Genomic DNA, 16046 nt, shown 5'->3' with positions numbered 1-16046 from the left:
GATCAATGGCCGGGCAGACCCGACTGACTGAGTCGGCTCAGGAGTCCTTCGCGTCGGGGTCGATGTCGACAACCCCTTCGGGCGGCGCTGCCAGCCGATTCGGTGACGTCTTCCGGAATACCGGCTGTCCGGAGAGCACCGCCGACCTGGCCAGGGTGTTGCTCGCAACCGAGGACACGATGATCAGGCACAGCACGGCGATGACCGCCATGATCAGCGAACTCCAGGAGAACCCGGACGCGTAGAGGTCGTAGATGAAGGCCGCGATGACGATGAACGGCATACCCAGTCCGGTGGCCGGAGAGAACACATTGATCCGAGACAGGGCATCACGGACCCTGAACATCGCCAGAGCGGAGCCGAGCAGCAGCAGGGAGCCGGTGATCCCGAAGATCCCGACGAGGGTCGTGGCGAGTGCTTCATTCATCAGCGGTGCCCCCTCGTGAGGATTCGGGACAGAGCGATCGTGGCGAGGATGCCCACCATGGACGACAGGAAGATCACATCGAGGACGATCGACGAGGACACGGTGATGCCGAGCATGGTGACGATGGCGATCGCCGAGAAGTAGATGAGGTCCGAGACCACCGCGCGTGAGCCCTGATCGCGAGCAGTGAGCACGCGGATGAGGCCGATGATGATGGCGGCGGCGAGGATGACCGCACAGATGCTTGCGATGACGATCACGGACGGCCTCCCTGCGGATCGGCGTGTGGCCCCGGTGCTCGTCCGCGGGTCATGGACAGCAGTCGGGATTCCATATCGATGAGTCCGTCGAGAGCGGATTCCTCCGACTCCTCGAACAGAGCATGGACGAAGATCACCGGCGGGGTCGTCGACGTGCCGGCGGCGATCGCTGTCACCAGGGTGCCGGGAGTGATGGTGATCGACGATGCGAAGAGCGTGACTTCGAGGTCGGTGGCGCAGCGCATCGGCAGTTCGACGATCATCGGCTGGGCGTAGTCGCTGCGGAAGAGTCGGGAGATGATGGTCGCCGAGCCCGTGATGATCGCCCAGACGATGAAGCCGACGTATGAGATGCCGTGGATGACTCGCATCACGGTGCCATCACCGCCTCGATGTAGTCACTGTGATCGAGCAGACCTTCGGCTGCCCGATGCGTGAGGGCGAGCAGAGGCTCCGGGAAGCAGAAGAGCGCAACGGACAGCCCGATCATGATCGTGGCGGGCACCAGCAGTCGGCCCGGGATGCGCACGCTGCGCGTGATCGGTTCGGCCGGAGCACGCCCGGTCTCAGCCGAGTCCGGACGGAACGTCTGCATCGGCGGTCCCCAGAAAGTGTTGCGCCAGGTGCGCTGAAGCGCCAGCAGACTGATCAGTGCGCCCGCGACGATGACGGCGACCAGGACCCATCCGAAGCCGCCGCCGGTGTCCGTGGAGGCCCTGACGAGTCCGACCTTGCCCCACAGTCCCGAGGTCGGCGGCAGACCGACGAGTGAGAAGAGTCCGAGGATCATGAGGACGGTCGCCCACCGCTCTCGTGAGGCGAGCCCCGAGAGCTTGCGGAAGGAACCGGTGCCGTAGGTCTGTTCGACGGCACCCATGATGAGCAGGAGGCCTGCCATCGTGATCATGTGGTGCATCATGTAGAAAGCACCGGCACCGAGAGCCGCCGAAGTCAGCAGTGTGACGCCGATGAGGATATGGCCCACACCAGCCGTCATCTGGAATCCGAGCACGTTGCGCACCCGCACCTGCCCGAATCCGGAGACCGCACCGATGAGGATGCTGGCCACCGCGACGATGAGGATGACGGTCGCCCACGGGGCAGGTTCACCGTAGACGGTGGTGTAGATGCGATAGATCGCATAGAGCCCGACCTTCGAATGCAGACCGGAGAACAGCGACATCATTCCCGCCGAGGTGTTCGGATAGGAGCGGACGAGCCACCCGTGGAAGGGCGCGCCGCCGGCCTTGACGAACAGGGAGAGCAGCACCACGCCCAGAGCGATCGCGGCCTGTCCGGTCGGGCGGCCCTGATCTGCCAGGACAGCGAGGTTGACGGTTCCGGTGGCTCCGTAGACGAACCCGACACCGATGAGCAGCATCGTCGAGGTCAGCAGGTTGACCATGACGTAGAGACGTCCGATGCCGAGCCTGCGCCAGGTACCGGTGACGGCGATGAGAGCGTAAGCGGGCAGCATCAACACTTCGACGAAGACGAAGAAGTTGAACAGATCACCGGTCAGCAGCGCACCGTAGACGCCGGTGAGCATCATCAGGATGAGGGCCGGGACGAATCTGTACTGGTCCTCTCCGGTGGAGATGAGGAACAGGCTGCTGACGAGCGCTACGAGCGAGGTGAGCACGAGCATGAGCGCGGTGAACGTGTCCGAGACGAACACGATCGCCAGGCCGGGCACATAGTCACCGACCGAATGGGCGATCACCGAGGTCGAGGCGTGCACCCCGAGCAGGACGATGCCACTGCCGCCGACGAGCACAGGAACGGCGAGCAGGAGCAGCCGGTCGAAGGTGCGTGAGGTGATGAGCACGCTCAGGGCCGAGGCCAGGAGCGGGATGCCGATGAGCAGGAGGAGCAGTGCGGAGTTCATGAGTCGCGCTCCTCCCCTGTCTCGGGATTGCGTTTCTGATCGTCATCGTGGCCGAGCACGGCCAGCGCGAGCATGAAGATGGTCACCGCCAAGGTGATGACGATGGCGGTGAGGACGAAGGCCTGAGGCAGCGGATCGGCCGCCTCGGCGAGGTCACCGCGCCCGGCCAGAGGTTCCCCTCTCCACGCGCCGACGCCAGCCGAGAGCAGGATGAAGTTCGCGGCATGGGAGATGAGGGTGAGACCGAAGACTCCCCGGACCATGGAGCGCTGCATCATGAGGTAGACGCCGCCTGTGGTGAGGACGCCGATCGTCAGTGCCAGGATCATGCTTCCTCCTCATCTCCGTCGGCTGGTGGATCCCCGTGGAGGATATGCGTCGAATTCGCGCGCACCTTCGCCTCCCCGGACGCTTCGACGCCGCGGCGGCGGCTGCGTTCGGGGCGTTCCCCGCGGATGGCCTCCATCGGACCGCTCAGCTCACCGTAGAGCAGTTCATCGGCACGTTCGCGGGTGCGTTCGACGTCGCGGCGGATGATGCCGTTGGTGAGCACATCGTCTCCGGCCGGCGTGGCCGCGGAGTCCGAGACACCGAGGAGGTTGAACGAGAGCAGCATGAGGCCGAGTACCGCCAAGTAGACGCCGACGTCGAAGAGCATCGATGTCGTCCAATGCTGACCGGCGAATTCCGTGTGCATGGGCTGGAGGAACGAACCGGCGAGCAGGAGACCGATGATTCCTGTGACCACCGCCGTGGCGACTCCGGAGCCGATGAGATAGAGCGGCGCGCGCGGCGGACCGAGTGCCCGGTCCTTCGGCGTGGACAGGTAGGCCAGACCGATGACGGCGGAACCGACGAGGGCGGCGATGAATCCGCCTCCCGGAGAATTGTGACCGCGCCAGAAGATGAGCAGGGAGCTCAGCGCCAGCAGCGGCCCGAGAACCTTCAGAGTCAGCTGCAGAGGGATGACGTTCGGCCACGCCTCGTGGACAGCTCGATATGCGGTGGTGCCTTTGGGGCGGATCGACACCCACGGGGGCCTGGGCGGTTCCGGAATGTTCTCGGCCGGCGGGTCGATGAACTTGTCCTTGACCGTCGACATCACCGCGACGATCGCGATTCCGGCCATGCCGAGGACGGTCAGCTCACCGAGGGTGTCGAGTGCACGGAATTCGACGAGGATGGTATTGACGATGTTGTCTCCGCCGCTGATCTCCGGAGCCTTGTCGAGATAGTACTGGCCGAGGGCGGAGCGTTCCCGACGGCCGTTGAGCGCCAGAGTCAGTCCGGCGACGCTCGCGCCGACGATGATCGCCAGGAGCAGACGCGGTGTCTGCTTGCGCTTCGGGTACTTCCAGAACGAGCGCGGCAGCTTCTGCAGCACGAGCATGATGACGATGATCGTCATCGCTTCGACGAGCAGCTGTGTCAGGGTGACGTCGGGGGCGCCGAGAGCGAGGATCTGCACGGTGGCGAGGATGCCGATGGCCGAGAGCGCCACAACGGTGGTCAGTCGTGAGTGCGAGGTGCAGAGGACGAGCACAGCCACGGTGATGAGGATGAGCAGAATGATGTCCACCGGACGGCTGAGGTTCTCCTGCAGCGGCGGCAGTTCGGCGAAGACGACAGGCAGGGCCCCGATGGCGAGTACGCTCAGTCCGCCCAGGGACAGAGCGAGATAGGGCCCTGAGTTCATGGGACGGACGAAGGCGGAGAGACCGTATCCCAGCCGTTTGAGAGTCTTCGTCAGTGAGTCGATGACATCGGCTCCGTCGAAGGGCAGCGTGGCTTTGTGGAAGAAGACGAAGACTCGTGATCGGCGGAGGATGATGAACACGCCGATGACGATGATGAGCCCGGAGGCGAGCAGTTCGATGTTGAACCCGTGCCACAGCGCCAGGTGCACGTGTTCCGAGGCTGTTGGCACCGCTGCCCGCACCACCTGGTCGAGCGGGGTGTCGAAGAGGAACAGGACGAAGCTCAGGGGCACCGAGGCCAGGATCGGCAGGGCCGCTGCGATGAGCATGACGGGTGAACCGCGGTGGATGCGGCGCTCCTCGGGTTCGCGGCCGTCGATGAAGCTGCCCCAGACCGTCTTCGCGCAGTAGGCGAAGGTGAGCACCGAGGCACCCACGGCGACGAGCAGAGCCACCCAGCCGGCCCAGGGCCCGCCCGGGGTCTCCCCCAGCGCTGCGAACAGTGCCTCCTTGGACACGAATCCCAACAGCGGCGGAATCCCGGCCATGGACGCACAGCCGATGATCATCACCGTGAACGCCGCCGGGGCAGTGCGCATGAGCTTCGGAATACGTGCGAGGTCTCTGGTGCCGGCGAGGTGATCGACGACGCCGACCATCATGAACAGGCCGGACTTGAACAGTGCATGCGCGATGACGTGGAGGGTGGCGGCGGCGATCGCAGCCTCGGTGCCGACCCCGATGACCGCGGTGATGAGCCCGAGTTGGGACACGGTCGAATAGGCCATGAGCTTCTTCACGTCATGTTGGTTGAGCGCGAACCAGCCGCCCAGGCAGGCAGTGAGGAGTCCTGCCGTCACGAGCAGGACGTTCCATGCCGGCGTGGCGTGGAAGGTCGGTGAGAACCGGAGCATGAGGAAGATGCCGGCCTTGACGACGGCTGCGGCATGCAGATAGGCCGAAACAGGGGTGGCGGCGGCCATCGCATCGGGCAGCCATGGGTGGAACGGGAACTGAGCCGACTTCGTCATGGCTGCAACGCCGACGAGCAGGGCCACGAGCGTCGTGACCTCGGGCTGGCCCGCCCACACCGGGGAGCTGACCGCCTGGGCGAGGTTCGTCGTCCCCGTCACGGCGATGATCACTCCGGTGGCCACCAGCAGACTGAGGCCGCCGATGAAGGTGAAGAACATCGTCCGCAGGGCCGGTGCCTGCCCGGGGGATCCGGACCGGGCGATGAGGAAGAACGACGCCAGGGACGTCAGCTCCCAGCACACGAACAGCACGAGCACATCGTTGGTCAACACAAGGGCGACCATGGAGAAGGTGAAGATCACCATCAGCCAATAGAAGCTCGTATTGCGTCCAGGGCTGAGATAGCGCGTCGAATAGACGAACACGACCGCACCGATGATCAGCGCGACATAGGTGAACACGACACCGATTCCGTCGGCGCGCAGCGCCAGGTCCACCCCGAGGCTGGGAATCCAGGGGTAGGACACTTCCGGATTCCTCCCGGCCATCACCTCGGCGGCGGTGGGAGTGAACAGGGCTGCCACGCCGAGATAGGCGATCGCCAACGGCCAGCCGCTCTCCCGACCCGCAGAACGGGTGAGAACGGGGGTGAGTGCGACGAGTGCGGCCAGAGCGATTAGCGTTAGGATCATGACCGGGCCTCAACGGCCGCGGGCACAGGTGATCGTTCCTTCACTCACTGATCCTTCGTGCGCAAACTGATAGACACAGGCTTTCGAAGATTCAGACTATCGACTCGGAGTTCCATGAGCAAAAGCACAAAGAGCCTCCAACCGTCACCGAGGCTGTCGGTCTTCTTCGACGCACGCTTCACCCGCACGACTCATCACGACGGGATCTCCCGGTACGGTTCGTGTCTGCTCTCGGCCCTGCTGACGGCCGTCGAGGGCACGGAGATCGACGTGACCATGATTATCAGCGATGAGGCTCAGTTGGCTCTGCTTCCCGAATGTTCGTGGGTGCAGCTGAGCGATCCCACCTCCCCCGCCGAGGTGGCCATCGCCGGGAAGCTCAATGCACTGGGCGCCGATGTCGTGTTCTCGACGATGCAGACGATGGGCTCGTTCGGACGTCGCTACGGACTCATCCTGACCATCCACGACCTCATCTACTACTCCCACCCCGAACCGCCGGGTGACCTGCCGCTGCCGGTGAGGCTGCTGTGGCGGGCGTATCACTTGAGCTTCTTCCCGCAGCGGTTGCTGCTCAATCGTGCCGATGCCGTGGCTGCTGTCTCCGAGACGACGAAAGAGCTCATCGCCGCAAACCGGTTGACGGATCGTCCGGTGCAGGTGGTGTCCAATGCCGCCGAGGCGGTCGCCGCGCCGGCGCGGACAGTGAACCGTCACGATGCGAAGACGCTCATCTACATGGGTGCGTTCCTGCCGTACAAGAACGTCGAATCCCTCATCCGCGCGCTCGAGCACCTGCCGGGGTGGACCCTGCACATCGCCAGCCGCATCGATGGCCGGAGGGAAGCTCAGCTGCGAGCCCTCATTCCCGACCGGGCGAGGGTCGTCTTCCATCGGGGAATCAGCGATGAGGAGTATGCCCGTCTGCTCGACGAGTCGACTGCCCTGGTCACGGCTTCGCGGGAGGAGGGCTTCGGTCTGCCCGTGATCGAAGCGATGGCCAAGGGAGTGCCCGTGGCCGTGTCGGATATTCCGATCTTCCGGGAGATCGCCGCCGAGGCGGCCGAATACTTCGACCCTGAGGATCCGCGGTCGATCGCGCACGCGATCGACCGGCTCACCGATGCCGGCAGGTGGGCGGAGCAGTCCGCGGCCGGCAGGCGTCAGTCACAGGTCTTCGATTGGGCGAAGTCGGCAGACTCGCTGGTCGAGCTCATCAGATCAGTCGCTGCGCATCGGAAGACGAACAACTGAGTCAGAGCGGGCACTGATGCACGGATGTCCGTCTTCCGGTACCGTAGGGGCGCGTTCGGCCGATCATCGAACCCGCAGCGGTGCGACCAAAGGACTCAGTGAGAGCGCGTGCCCCAACTGCGCAGGACCCATCGGTCGCCGGTGTACCCGAACTCTCCGTGACCGCAGTTTCCGAGAACCCCGAGCCGGCCGGTCCCGTTCATCTCCAGGAGAATTTCGGCGGCGGCGCGCAGCACCGCACCGTGGGCGACGATGGCGATCGTCGAGGCTTCAGCGGACCGCACGATATCGGTGATGGCGTCGGCGACGCGGCGACCCGACTGGGAACGCGATTCTCCTCCGGGAGGTGCGATATCGGCTCCGGAGGCCCATTCGGCGAGTTCGTCCGGCCAGGTCTCCGCCACCTCGGCGCGGGTGGAGCCTTCCCACTCGCCGAAGGCGGTCTCGCGCAGCCGCTCATCGCGAACGGGTTCGAGAGCGACGTGTGTCGCCAAGCTGTCGGCGGTCGCAGCGGCGCGCGAGAGGTCGGAGGAGACGATGAGTTCCGGTTCGAGTTCGGCGAGCCGCCTGGCGACCTGATCGGCCTGCGCTCGGCCGGTGTCGTTGAGGGGGACGTCGGACTGTCCCTGGAACCGTCCGGCGACGTTGAAGTCCGTCTGTCCGTGACGCCAGAACAGAACGGTCTTCGTCATGTGTCCGAGCCGGGTTCGGGCAGCTGCAGATCAATGACCGGGACGTCCTTCCACAACCGCTCGAGCGCGTAGTATTCGCGCTGTTCGGCGGAGAAGACATGGACGACGATCTCGCCGAAGTCGAGCAGCACCCAGTCCCCTCCCCGGCCTTCGCGGCGCAGCGGGGTGCGGTCGTGGACGAGCTGCACTTCCTGTTCGATCGCGTCGATGACCGCGCCGATCTGGCGTTCGTTGTCGGCGGAGACGATGAGGAACGCGTCGGTGATGTAGAGCGTGGAGCTCACATCGAGGCCGATGATGTCGGTTCCGAGCTTCTCGTCCGCGGCTTTGGCCGCGGTTCGAAGCAGCTGGGTGGATTCGGCGATCTCGCTCACAAGATCCTTTCGCATGGATGCGGTTATCGAGGTGGTGTGTCCCGGGTGTTGCTCAGAGGAACATGACGAGGGCGATGACGATGAGGGCAAGAGCGAAGAATGCGGCCACGCCGAGGACGATATAGGGCATCTTCGAAGGCTCTTCGCCCATGAGGATCTGACCGTCCTGCCCGGTCACCGAGCTGGCACGGATGCGTGAGCCGGGAGGGTTGACGGTCTCTTCGTCTTCGTAGTCGGCGTTCGGCAGCGACCAGGCTTCGGGCACAGCGTCCATCGGCCGGGTCTCCGGATTGGCGGCCAGGGCGCGTGCCGCGTCGTCGGAGCCTGCGTCGCCGCCCGAATCATCGGTCCTGCCGGAGTCTGAGCCGGACTGCGGCTCGTCGGCACGACCGGACAGCGGCGTCTGCGGTCCGCGAGCATCGCTCTTGCGAGGTTCATCGACCTCGGGGATCTGCGCCGAGGCGGCCGTGACGACGCGGACTCCGGATGTCGAAGGCGGCTGCACGATCGGCATCCGCCGCGACCGAGACGAAGGCTCGGACTCGTCCTCGGCATCTGCTTCAGGCTTCGCAGCCGACTTGTCTTCCGGTGCAGATTCATCCGCGGGGGTTGCTGCAGCGGCAGCACCCGTGGTCGGCTTGTCGGTTGATGTGTTCTGATCCTCTGCGTCCGGCTCGTCCGGGGTCTCGGCAGGCTTCTCGCCCTCTTCCTCGGTGCCCAGTGCAGGAGCGTCGCCGTCGAGAGCCGAGTACGGCATCGACAGTGCGTCATAGGGTTCGCTCTCCACGGTCGTCGGCCGCGGAGCCGAGGCAGGCGTGACAGGCGCCTCGAAGTCGCGGGCGGCGACCTCGTCGGAGGCTCCCCCGAAACCGGCGGTGTCATAGGATTCGTGCTCAGTCACAGCGGACTTCGCGTCGGATTGCGAATCGGCTGCCGATTCCTTCGCAGCGGCTGCCGAAGCTTTAGTTTCGGCGGAGTCTGCTGTCGGCGTCGCAGATTCCGAGCTCGAGTCCGCGGATTCGGATTCCGAGACTTCCGGGATCGGTCCTGTCAGTCGACCTTCGGCAGCGGCCTGGCGTTCGGCCAGTTCCTTCTCGTCGGCCACAACGGGCATCGCGCCGGTGGACAGATCGCCGTACAGCGAAAGTCCGTGTTCGCGCAGGTATCGCTTCTTCTCAGCGCGCGATTGGAAGTGCGGCAACGGGGTTCTTGTCGGGTCGAGACGGTCTTCGGCATGTACCGGCGGCCGGGACTCCTGCGGGTGATCCGATGCCAGGGCGCCGCGCTCATGGCTGGTCCGCGGCGAGGGCTCGGGGTCGATGCGCGAGGCGGTGTCGTCACTGGTCTCGGCGGCGGGTTTCGCACCGGGCTTCTTCGGGGGCAGCGGACTGAGGAGTCCGGCGCGAGAGTTCGGAGCCTCCTTCGGCTGCTCAGGAACCTCTCGTGCTTCGAACGCCTGTTCCGCCGCCAGCCTTTCGGCTTCCCGCCGTGCTCGACGTGACGTGAACTGCTCCTCAGCCATTCTCACTCCTGTACAACTCGTATTTCGCGATGTACTGCACTACGCCGTCCGGTACGAGGTACCAGACGGGTGCACCATCCATCACCCGTTGTCTGCAATCCGTGGACGATATCGCCAGCGCAGGGATCTGCACGAGACTCAGTCGGTCGACCGGCAGTCCCTCACCGCGGAGTTCGTGCCCGGGCCGGCTGACCCCGACGAAATGGGCCAGGGAAAACAGCTCATCCACATTCTTCCACGTCAAGATCTGAGCCAAAGCGTCCGCGCCGGTGATGAAGAACAACTCGGTATCGGGACCGTAGCTGCTGGCAAGGTCGCGCAGCGTATCGATCGTGTAGGTCGGACCCGGTCTGTCGACGTCGGCTCGGGAGACGGTGAACCGCGGATTCGATGCCGTGGCGATGACGGTCATCAGGTACCGGTGCTCGGCGCTGCTGACCTCTTCGACGTCCTTCTGATACGGCCGTCCCGTGGGGACGAAAACCACCTCGTCGAGGTCGAAGGTCGCCTGGACCTCACTTGCCGCGACGAGGTGGCCGTTGTGGACGGGGTCGAAGGTGCCGCCCATGACACCGACTCTGCGTCTGTGCTCTGCCATATCAGTGGCGGTGCGAGATGCCCTTCCACGACCGAGACACAATGCCCATCGTGATGAAGATCGCCAGGGTGATGAGTCCGTACCAGATCGGATCCATCGGCAGCTCCACGTGGGCTGCGTGCTCCCCACCTTCGGCCGCGGCGGCCATAATGGCTGCGTTCACGTCATTTCTCCTTACTCAGTGATCCGTCGCGCGCAGAGCGCTTCGGGGTCGTTACCTTCTCAGTTTCTCATGAACCATCCGGGAATCCGGCATCGACATGAATTCTTCCCTCTCCGATGTCTCCCCTGGTCGGGCGGTGAGTACCCTGATCGCGGAGTGTCGGAGTCGATTCGGGCTCAGGAACGGACCTGGCCGTTGCCCATCATCACCCATTTCGTGGTCGTCAGCTGTTCGAGTCCCATGGGGCCGCGAGCATGCAGCTTCTGGGTGGAGATGCCCACCTCCGCACCGAAGCCGAGCTCTCCCCCGTCAGTGAATCGCGTGGAGACGTTGACTCCCACCGCCGCTGCATCGATGGCGGTGACGAAGGTGTCCGCGTTGTCGAGGTCCTTCGTCACGATCACCTCGGTGTGGCCGGAGCTGTAGGCACGGATATGGTCGATGGCCTCTTCGATACCGGAGACGAGCTTGATGGCGATCTCCAGTCCCAGGTACTCCTTGGCCCAGTCTCGCCGCGACACCCGTCGGACCTTCATCCCTGCCGGTGCCAGTGCCGAGACGTCCGAGTCTGCGTGGACGATGACCCCGGCGCCGTCGAGGCGTTCCAGGATCTTCGGCAGCACTCGTTTCGCGGCTTTCTCATGCACGAGGAGGGTCTCCAGTGAGTTGCACACGCTGGGTCGATGCGTCTTCGAGTTGAGGACGAGGTCGACGGAGGTCTTCACAGTGGCGGTGGAGTCGATGAACATGTGCACATTGCCCACACCGGTTTCGATGACGGGCACGATCGATTCCTGCACGACCATGTTGATGAGGTCGGCGCCGCCTCGGGGAATGAGCAGATCGACGTAGTCGCGGGCGTGCATGAGCACGTTCGCGCCTTCGCGTCCGTACTGGTCGATGCCGTTGATCGAGTCGGCAGGCAGTCCCGCCGATTCGACGGCGCGGCGGAGGATGGAGATGATCTCAGTGTTCGAGTTCTGTGCAGCCGATCCTCCGCGCAGGACCGAGGCGTTTCCGGATTTGAGTGCGAGGACGGCGATGTCGACGGTGACGTTCGGACGGGCTTCGTAGATCGCTCCGATCACGCCCATCGGCACACGGTTCTGGGTGAGTCGGATGCCGTTGGGCAGGGTGCGTCCGACGACGACGTCGCCGACGGGATCCGCGAGATCGATGACGTCCTCGACGGAGTCCGCGATCGCCGCGATGCGATCGGCGTCGAGGCGCAGACGGTCGAGCAGAGACTCGCTCATTCCGTTCTCGGTGCCGGCGGCGATGTCGGCGTCGTTGGCTTTGGCGATGCGGTCGGTGCTGCTGCGCAGCGCCTCGGCGATGGCGCCGAGAGCGGCATTCTTCTCGGCGGTAGAGGTCGTTGCCAACAGGCTCGAGGCGGATTTGGCGTTGCGGACGATGCGGGTCACTCCGCGCACGGTCTTCGGGTGGCTCTCGGCTGCTGCTGTCATGTGCTATCTCCCCCCGCTCACCTGTGTGAGAACGAGATCGTTTCGATGGATGACCTCTTTACGGTAATCATTTCCCAGACGGGTGCCAAGTTCCTCGGTCGTGGAACGGAACATCAGCGGCAGCTCGTCCGAGGAGAAGTTCGACATACCGCGGGCGATGACCTCGTCGTCGAGATTGCGGATCTCGACCGGGTCCCCTGCTTCGAAGTCTCCGCTGCAGGAGGTGACTCCCGCGGCGAGCAGGGACGTCCCCCGGGAGAGCACAGCTGTTTCGGCTCCTCTGTCGATCGTGACCGAGCCGAAGGTCCGGGCGAGATGGCGCAGCCACAGCAGGCGGGTGCCCCGTCGTCTGTGGGTGACAGCGAAGTATGTGCCCACGGTCTCCCCCGCCAGCGCCGAGGCGGCCTGCGGTGCCGAGGTCAGCACCGCCGGGATCCCCGAATCGGCGACCATGATGGCGGCATCGACCTTCGTGGCCATTCCGCCGGTGCCGGTTCCGGCCGTCCCGACACCGCCGATGGCGAGGTCATCGAGGTCGCTGGGTCCGTGCACACGGCTGATCAGGCGGGAGCCGGGCTGATCCGGGGGTCCCGAGTAGAGCGCATCGACATCGGAGAGCAGCACGAGCGCATCGGCGTGAGCCAGGTGAGCGACGAGGGCTGCGAGCCGGTCGTTGTCTCCGAAGCGGATCTCCTCGGTGGCCACGGCGTCGTTCTCGTTGACGATGGGCAGCGTGCCCAGGGCCAGGAGTTTGTCGATGGCGCGCTGCGCGTTCTTGTACTGGGTGCGTCGGATCAGGTCATCGGCGGTGAGCAGCACCTGGCCGGGAACGAGGTCGTAGCGTCCCAGCGCTCGCGTGTATGCGGCCATGAGCAGTCCCTGACCGACCCCGGCCGCCGCCTGCTGGCTGGCGAGGTCTCGAGGGCGCTTCTTCAGCCCCATCGGCTCCAGTCCGGCCGCGATCGCGCCGGAGGAGACGAGGATGACCTCATGACCGGCTGATCGATGCGCCCCGATGACATCGGTGAGCGCGATGAGTTTGGCTTCGTCGAGTCCGCCGTCGATCGTCGTCAGCGAGGACGATCCGACCTTGACGACGATGCGACGGGCTCGGGCGATGTCGTCACGGAACGATCCTGCGGAAGAGTCCGCCTGAGCTGCGGCGCTCACTCCTCGCCGGCTCCCTCACCAGACTCTGTCGCAGGTGCACCGAGGCGGCTCTCGCGGTGTGCTCGTTCGGCCAACCGTTCTTGTTCGAACTCGGCCCGGGTGGCGGCCTTCGCGTCCATCTTCTCGTGATAAGCGGCCTTGCGTTCCTTGCGTGTGGAGCGCGTTTCCTCGTCGAGTCGGGCGTCCGATCCGCGGGAGCCGAGCAGTTCGGCTCCGCCGACGGTTGTGGGATCCCAGTCGAAGACGACGCCGTCGTCTCCGCCGACGACGATGGTGTCGCCGGGTTTCGCTCCGGCCTTGAAAAGAGCCTCTTCGACGCCGAGGTGCTCGAGGCGGTCGGCGAGGTAGCCGACGGCTTCGTCGTTTCCGAAGTCCGTCTGCTGCACCCACCGACGAGGCTTGTCGCCGAGGACGCGGAACAGCGGGCCATCGGAGGTGCGTTCGGAACGGACTTCGAATCCGCGATCGTCGACGGCCTTCGGACGGATGACCACGCGCTGCGGTGTCGCTTCGATCTCGGCGCGACGTTCCCGTTCGGCGAGCACGAGCTCGGCCATGGCGAACGAGAGTTCCCGCAGACCGGCATGGCTGACTGCCGAGATCTCGAAGACCCGGTATCCGGCGGCCTCGAGATCGGGCCGGACGATATCGGCAAGGTCGCGACCGTCGGGGATGTCGATCTTGTTCAGCGCCACGAGCTTCGGGCGCTGCGAGAGCGGCAGGAGTCCGCTCCCGTCGTCGAGGTCGACGGCATAGGCGGCGAGTTCGGATTCGATGATCGTGAGGTCGGAGACGGGATCACGTCCGGGCTCCCACGTGGCCATGTCGATGACATGGACGAGGCCGGCACAGCGTTCGACGTGGCGGAGGAACTCGAGGCCGAGTCCCTTGCCCTCAGATGCGCCGGGGATGAGTCCGGGAACGTCGGCGACGGTGTAGCGCGTGTCGCCGGCCTGAACGACCCCGAGGTTGGGCACGAGTGTCGTGAATGGGTAGTCGGCGATCTTCGGCTTGGCGGCCGACAGCGCAGCGATGAGGCTCGACTTGCCCGCCGATGGGTATCCCACGAGGGCGATATCGGCGATCGTCTTGAGTTCGAGCACGAGGCTGAGGGTCTGCCCGGGCTCTCCGAGGAGCGCGAAGCCGGGGGCCTTGCGCTTCGTCGAAGCCAGCGCGGCATTGCCGAGACCGCCGCGGCCACCGGCGGCTGCTGTGAATTCGGTTCCTTCTTCGACGAGGTCGGCGATGACGTCACCGTTGGTGTTCTTCACCACGGTGCCCTCGGGGACGTCGACGATGAGGTCTCTGCCGTCGGCGCCGTGGCGCAGATCGCCCTTGCCGATCCCGCCGTCGTCGGCACGCACGTGCGGACGGTGGTGCAGGGGAAGCAGGGTGGTGGTCTGACGGTCGACGCGGAAGATGATGTTGCCGCCGTTGCCGCCGTCGGCGCCGTCGGGCCCGCCGAGCGGTTTGAATTTCTCGCGCCTGATCGAGGCACACCCGTTCCCACCTGCGCCTGCGGCGAGGTGAACGGTGACACGGTCTACGAACTCGGTGGCCATAATGTCCTTATATCAGATGAAGGGTGAGTCGTTCGACTCACCCTTCATGCTCCCTTTTCAGGGAGAGATCATATTGACGACGGAACGGATCCGGGAAGGATCAGGCTCCGACGATGTTGACGATCTTGCGACCGTTGCGGGTTCCGAATTCCACGGCACCGGCGGTCAGAGCGAAGAGGGTATCGTCTCCTCCACGGCCGACATTGGCTCCGGGGTGGAACTTGGTTCCGCGCTGGCGGACGATGATCTCGCCGGCCTTGACGGCCTGGCCGCCGAAGCGCTTCACGCCGAGGTACTGTGGGTTCGAGTCGCGACCGTTGCGGGTCGAGCTGACTCCCTTTTTGCTTGCCATGTGAGAAGTCTCCTCTTACTTGATGTTCGTGATCTTCAGACGGGTGAGGTCCTGGCGGTGGCCCTGACGCTTCTTGTACCCGGTCTTGTTCTTGTACTTCTGGATCACAATCTTGGGACCGCGGAGTTCACCGGCGACCTCAGCGCTGACCGAGACCTTCGCCAGTGCGTCGGGATCGGTCGTGACCGTCTCACCGTCGACAAGAAGTACGGCATCGAGTTCGAGACTGTCTCCAGCCTTCGCCTTCATTCGGTTGACTGTGATGATATCGCCGACGCTCACCTTTTCCTGGTGGCCTCCGGCGCGGACGATGGCATAGACCATGGTCGAACCCTCTTTCTGTTGAAAACAAACGAACGGCGGTTGTCCCTTGGCTGCCGCAGAACGAGTCCCGCAGACATCCCATTGAGAGGAATCACCAGCCGTGGTGCGTCACGCGCACCGACGATCAATTCTAGTCGAGAGTGCACAGCAACGGCAAACCCGCCGCTCATGCTCGAGGGGAAGACCTGCCCATTGTGAGCCATCTCTCGTTCACTCCCGGAGGCAGGCGGCTCCCCGGGCACTTCGACTCAGCTTTCGCGCGTCTCCGCGATGCGCTCGTGCCGGCGGATGACCTCGGCGACGATGAACGCCAGGAACTTCTCTGCGAACTCCGGATCGAGATGGGACTCCTCGGCGAGTTCTCGCAGTCGGGCGACCTGCCTGGCTTCCCGCGACTCGTCGGCCGGGGGCAGACCGTGGTCGGCCTTGAGTTCACCGACGCGTTCGGTGAGTTTGAAGCGCTCGGCGAGCAGGTGAACGAGGGAGGCATCGATGTTGTCGATGCTGCCTCGCAGCTCCTGCAGCCGTTCGACTGCGCGTGTTCTGTCGTCTCTGTTCTCATCCACGCTCCCAGTCTATCGATGCCCGGACGTGCCCGTGCGCCGCATCCGTTTGGGCGCGGCGCACAGG

Annotated in this window: 18 protein-coding genes; 1 reads left to right on the top strand and 17 read right to left on the bottom strand. The window is 64.8% G+C overall.

Translation table 11 applies throughout. From position 1 onward, the window contains the following. Positions 1-37 precede the first annotated feature (37 nt). Genes HK108_RS02405 through HK108_RS02380 form a run of 6 tightly spaced genes read right to left on the bottom strand, consistent with a single transcriptional unit; the run spans position 38 to position 5939 of the window. Positions 38-427 carry a cation:proton antiporter gene (locus tag HK108_RS02405; protein ID WP_101545629.1) on the bottom strand — a complete coding sequence of 130 codons (390 nt, stop codon included), beginning with the start codon at positions 425-427 and terminating at the stop codon, positions 38-40. Next, positions 427-687 (bottom strand): monovalent cation/H+ antiporter complex subunit F, encoded by a 261-nt coding sequence (locus HK108_RS02400; protein ID WP_139467051.1) that lies wholly within the window; start codon positions 685-687, stop codon positions 427-429. Before HK108_RS02400 ends, HK108_RS02405 begins: the two co-directional genes overlap by 1 nt. After that, on the bottom strand, positions 684-1058 hold the full coding sequence (locus HK108_RS02395; protein ID WP_139467420.1) for a Na+/H+ antiporter subunit E: 375 nt from the start codon (positions 1056-1058) through the stop codon (positions 684-686). Before HK108_RS02395 ends, HK108_RS02400 begins: the two co-directional genes overlap by 4 nt. Then, on the bottom strand, positions 1058-2575 hold the full coding sequence (locus tag HK108_RS02390) for a monovalent cation/H+ antiporter subunit D family protein (protein WP_181270471.1): 1518 nt from the start codon (positions 2573-2575) through the stop codon (positions 1058-1060). The genes HK108_RS02395 and HK108_RS02390 overlap by 1 nt, the downstream gene beginning before the upstream one ends. Beyond that, positions 2572-2904 carry a sodium:proton antiporter gene (locus HK108_RS02385; protein WP_139467048.1) on the bottom strand — a complete coding sequence of 111 codons (333 nt, stop codon included), beginning with the start codon at positions 2902-2904 and terminating at the stop codon, positions 2572-2574. The genes HK108_RS02390 and HK108_RS02385 overlap by 4 nt, the downstream gene beginning before the upstream one ends. Next, positions 2901-5939: a DUF4040 family protein gene (locus HK108_RS02380; RefSeq protein ID WP_181270470.1), complete on the bottom strand. Its 3039-nt coding sequence runs from the start codon at positions 5937-5939 to the stop codon at positions 2901-2903. Before HK108_RS02380 ends, HK108_RS02385 begins: the two co-directional genes overlap by 4 nt. A gap of 114 nt (positions 5940-6053) precedes the next feature. On the opposite strand from HK108_RS02380, the gene HK108_RS02375 reads away from it, so the two are divergent. Further along, positions 6054-7193 carry a glycosyltransferase family 4 protein gene (locus HK108_RS02375; protein ID WP_181270469.1) on the top strand — a complete coding sequence of 380 codons (1140 nt, stop codon included), beginning with the start codon at positions 6054-6056 and terminating at the stop codon, positions 7191-7193. Between the two features lie 95 nt (positions 7194-7288). On the opposite strand, the gene HK108_RS02370 is transcribed toward HK108_RS02375, so the two are convergent. From HK108_RS02370 to HK108_RS02320, 11 genes are all read right to left on the bottom strand, one after another. Next, positions 7289-7885 (bottom strand): histidine phosphatase family protein, encoded by a 597-nt coding sequence (locus tag HK108_RS02370; protein ID WP_139907964.1) that lies wholly within the window; start codon positions 7883-7885, stop codon positions 7289-7291. Further along, the gene (gene rsfS / locus HK108_RS02365) at positions 7882-8259 is read right to left on the bottom strand and encodes a ribosome silencing factor (RefSeq protein WP_229663911.1); all 378 of its coding nucleotides are present in this window, start codon (positions 8257-8259) and stop codon (positions 7882-7884) included. The genes HK108_RS02370 and rsfS overlap by 4 nt, the downstream gene beginning before the upstream one ends. 52 nt (positions 8260-8311) lie before the next feature. Then, positions 8312-9781: a prolipoprotein diacylglyceryl transferase gene (locus HK108_RS02360; protein WP_139907963.1), complete on the bottom strand. Its 1470-nt coding sequence runs from the start codon at positions 9779-9781 to the stop codon at positions 8312-8314. Continuing rightward, entirely contained in the window at positions 9774-10379 is a 606-nt protein-coding gene (gene nadD / locus HK108_RS02355) for a nicotinate-nucleotide adenylyltransferase (RefSeq protein ID WP_139467041.1), read from the bottom strand. The genes HK108_RS02360 and nadD overlap by 8 nt, the downstream gene beginning before the upstream one ends. Before the next feature lies 1 nt (position 10380). After that, the gene (locus tag HK108_RS02350) at positions 10381-10542 is read right to left on the bottom strand and encodes a hypothetical protein (RefSeq protein ID WP_167443897.1); all 162 of its coding nucleotides are present in this window, start codon (positions 10540-10542) and stop codon (positions 10381-10383) included. A 176-nt stretch (positions 10543-10718) separates the two neighbouring features. Then, positions 10719-12008: a glutamate-5-semialdehyde dehydrogenase gene (locus HK108_RS02345; protein ID WP_181270468.1), complete on the bottom strand. Its 1290-nt coding sequence runs from the start codon at positions 12006-12008 to the stop codon at positions 10719-10721. Positions 12009-12011: 3 nt separating this feature from the next. Continuing rightward, positions 12012-13178 (bottom strand): glutamate 5-kinase, encoded by a 1167-nt coding sequence (gene proB, locus HK108_RS02340; RefSeq protein WP_139907962.1) that lies wholly within the window; start codon positions 13176-13178, stop codon positions 12012-12014. Then, on the bottom strand, positions 13175-14740 hold the full coding sequence (gene obgE / locus HK108_RS02335) for a GTPase ObgE (protein ID WP_139907960.1): 1566 nt from the start codon (positions 14738-14740) through the stop codon (positions 13175-13177). The genes proB and obgE overlap by 4 nt, the downstream gene beginning before the upstream one ends. A gap of 100 nt (positions 14741-14840) precedes the next feature. Next, positions 14841-15092, bottom strand: a complete 252-nt coding sequence (gene rpmA, locus HK108_RS02330; RefSeq protein WP_025776788.1) for a 50S ribosomal protein L27 — start codon at positions 15090-15092, stop codon at positions 14841-14843. A 15-nt stretch (positions 15093-15107) separates the two neighbouring features. Then, positions 15108-15416 (bottom strand): 50S ribosomal protein L21, encoded by a 309-nt coding sequence (gene rplU / locus HK108_RS02325; protein WP_181270467.1) that lies wholly within the window; start codon positions 15414-15416, stop codon positions 15108-15110. A 248-nt stretch (positions 15417-15664) separates the two neighbouring features. Beyond that, entirely contained in the window at positions 15665-15982 is a 318-nt protein-coding gene (locus HK108_RS02320) for a chorismate mutase (protein ID WP_139467033.1), read from the bottom strand. Positions 15983-16046 lie beyond the last annotated feature (64 nt).

Origin of the sequence: Brevibacterium sediminis, assembly GCF_013623905.1 — a bacterium.
GTDB lineage: Bacteria > Actinomycetota > Actinomycetes > Actinomycetales > Brevibacteriaceae > Brevibacterium > Brevibacterium sediminis.
This window is presented reverse-complemented; position numbering and strand designations above follow the sequence as displayed.

Coding starts and splice junctions, on each gene's coding strand:
- nadD (WP_139467041.1), bottom strand. CDS start 10,379: ATGGCAGAGCACAGACGCAGAGTCGGTGTCATGGGCGGCACCTTCGAC.
- HK108_RS02380 (WP_181270470.1), bottom strand. CDS start 5,939: ATGATCCTAACGCTAATCGCTCTGGCCGCACTCGTCGCACTCACCCCC.
- rpmA (WP_025776788.1), bottom strand. CDS start 15,092: ATGGCAAGCAAAAAGGGAGTCAGCTCGACCCGCAACGGTCGCGACTCG.
- HK108_RS02395 (WP_139467420.1), bottom strand. CDS start 1,058: ATGCGAGTCATCCACGGCATCTCATACGTCGGCTTCATCGTCTGGGCG.
- HK108_RS02370 (WP_139907964.1), bottom strand. CDS start 7,885: ATGACGAAGACCGTTCTGTTCTGGCGTCACGGACAGACGGACTTCAAC.
- HK108_RS02385 (WP_139467048.1), bottom strand. CDS start 2,904: ATGATCCTGGCACTGACGATCGGCGTCCTCACCACAGGCGGCGTCTAC.
- HK108_RS02375 (WP_181270469.1), top strand. CDS start 6,054: ATGAGCAAAAGCACAAAGAGCCTCCAACCGTCACCGAGGCTGTCGGTC.
- rplU (WP_181270467.1), bottom strand. CDS start 15,416: ATGGTCTATGCCATCGTCCGCGCCGGAGGCCACCAGGAAAAGGTGAGC.
- HK108_RS02405 (WP_101545629.1), bottom strand. CDS start 427: ATGAATGAAGCACTCGCCACGACCCTCGTCGGGATCTTCGGGATCACC.
- HK108_RS02360 (WP_139907963.1), bottom strand. CDS start 9,781: ATGGCTGAGGAGCAGTTCACGTCACGTCGAGCACGGCGGGAAGCCGAA.
- HK108_RS02390 (WP_181270471.1), bottom strand. CDS start 2,575: ATGAACTCCGCACTGCTCCTCCTGCTCATCGGCATCCCGCTCCTGGCC.
- HK108_RS02345 (WP_181270468.1), bottom strand. CDS start 12,008: ATGACAGCAGCAGCCGAGAGCCACCCGAAGACCGTGCGCGGAGTGACC.
- obgE (WP_139907960.1), bottom strand. CDS start 14,740: ATGGCCACCGAGTTCGTAGACCGTGTCACCGTTCACCTCGCCGCAGGC.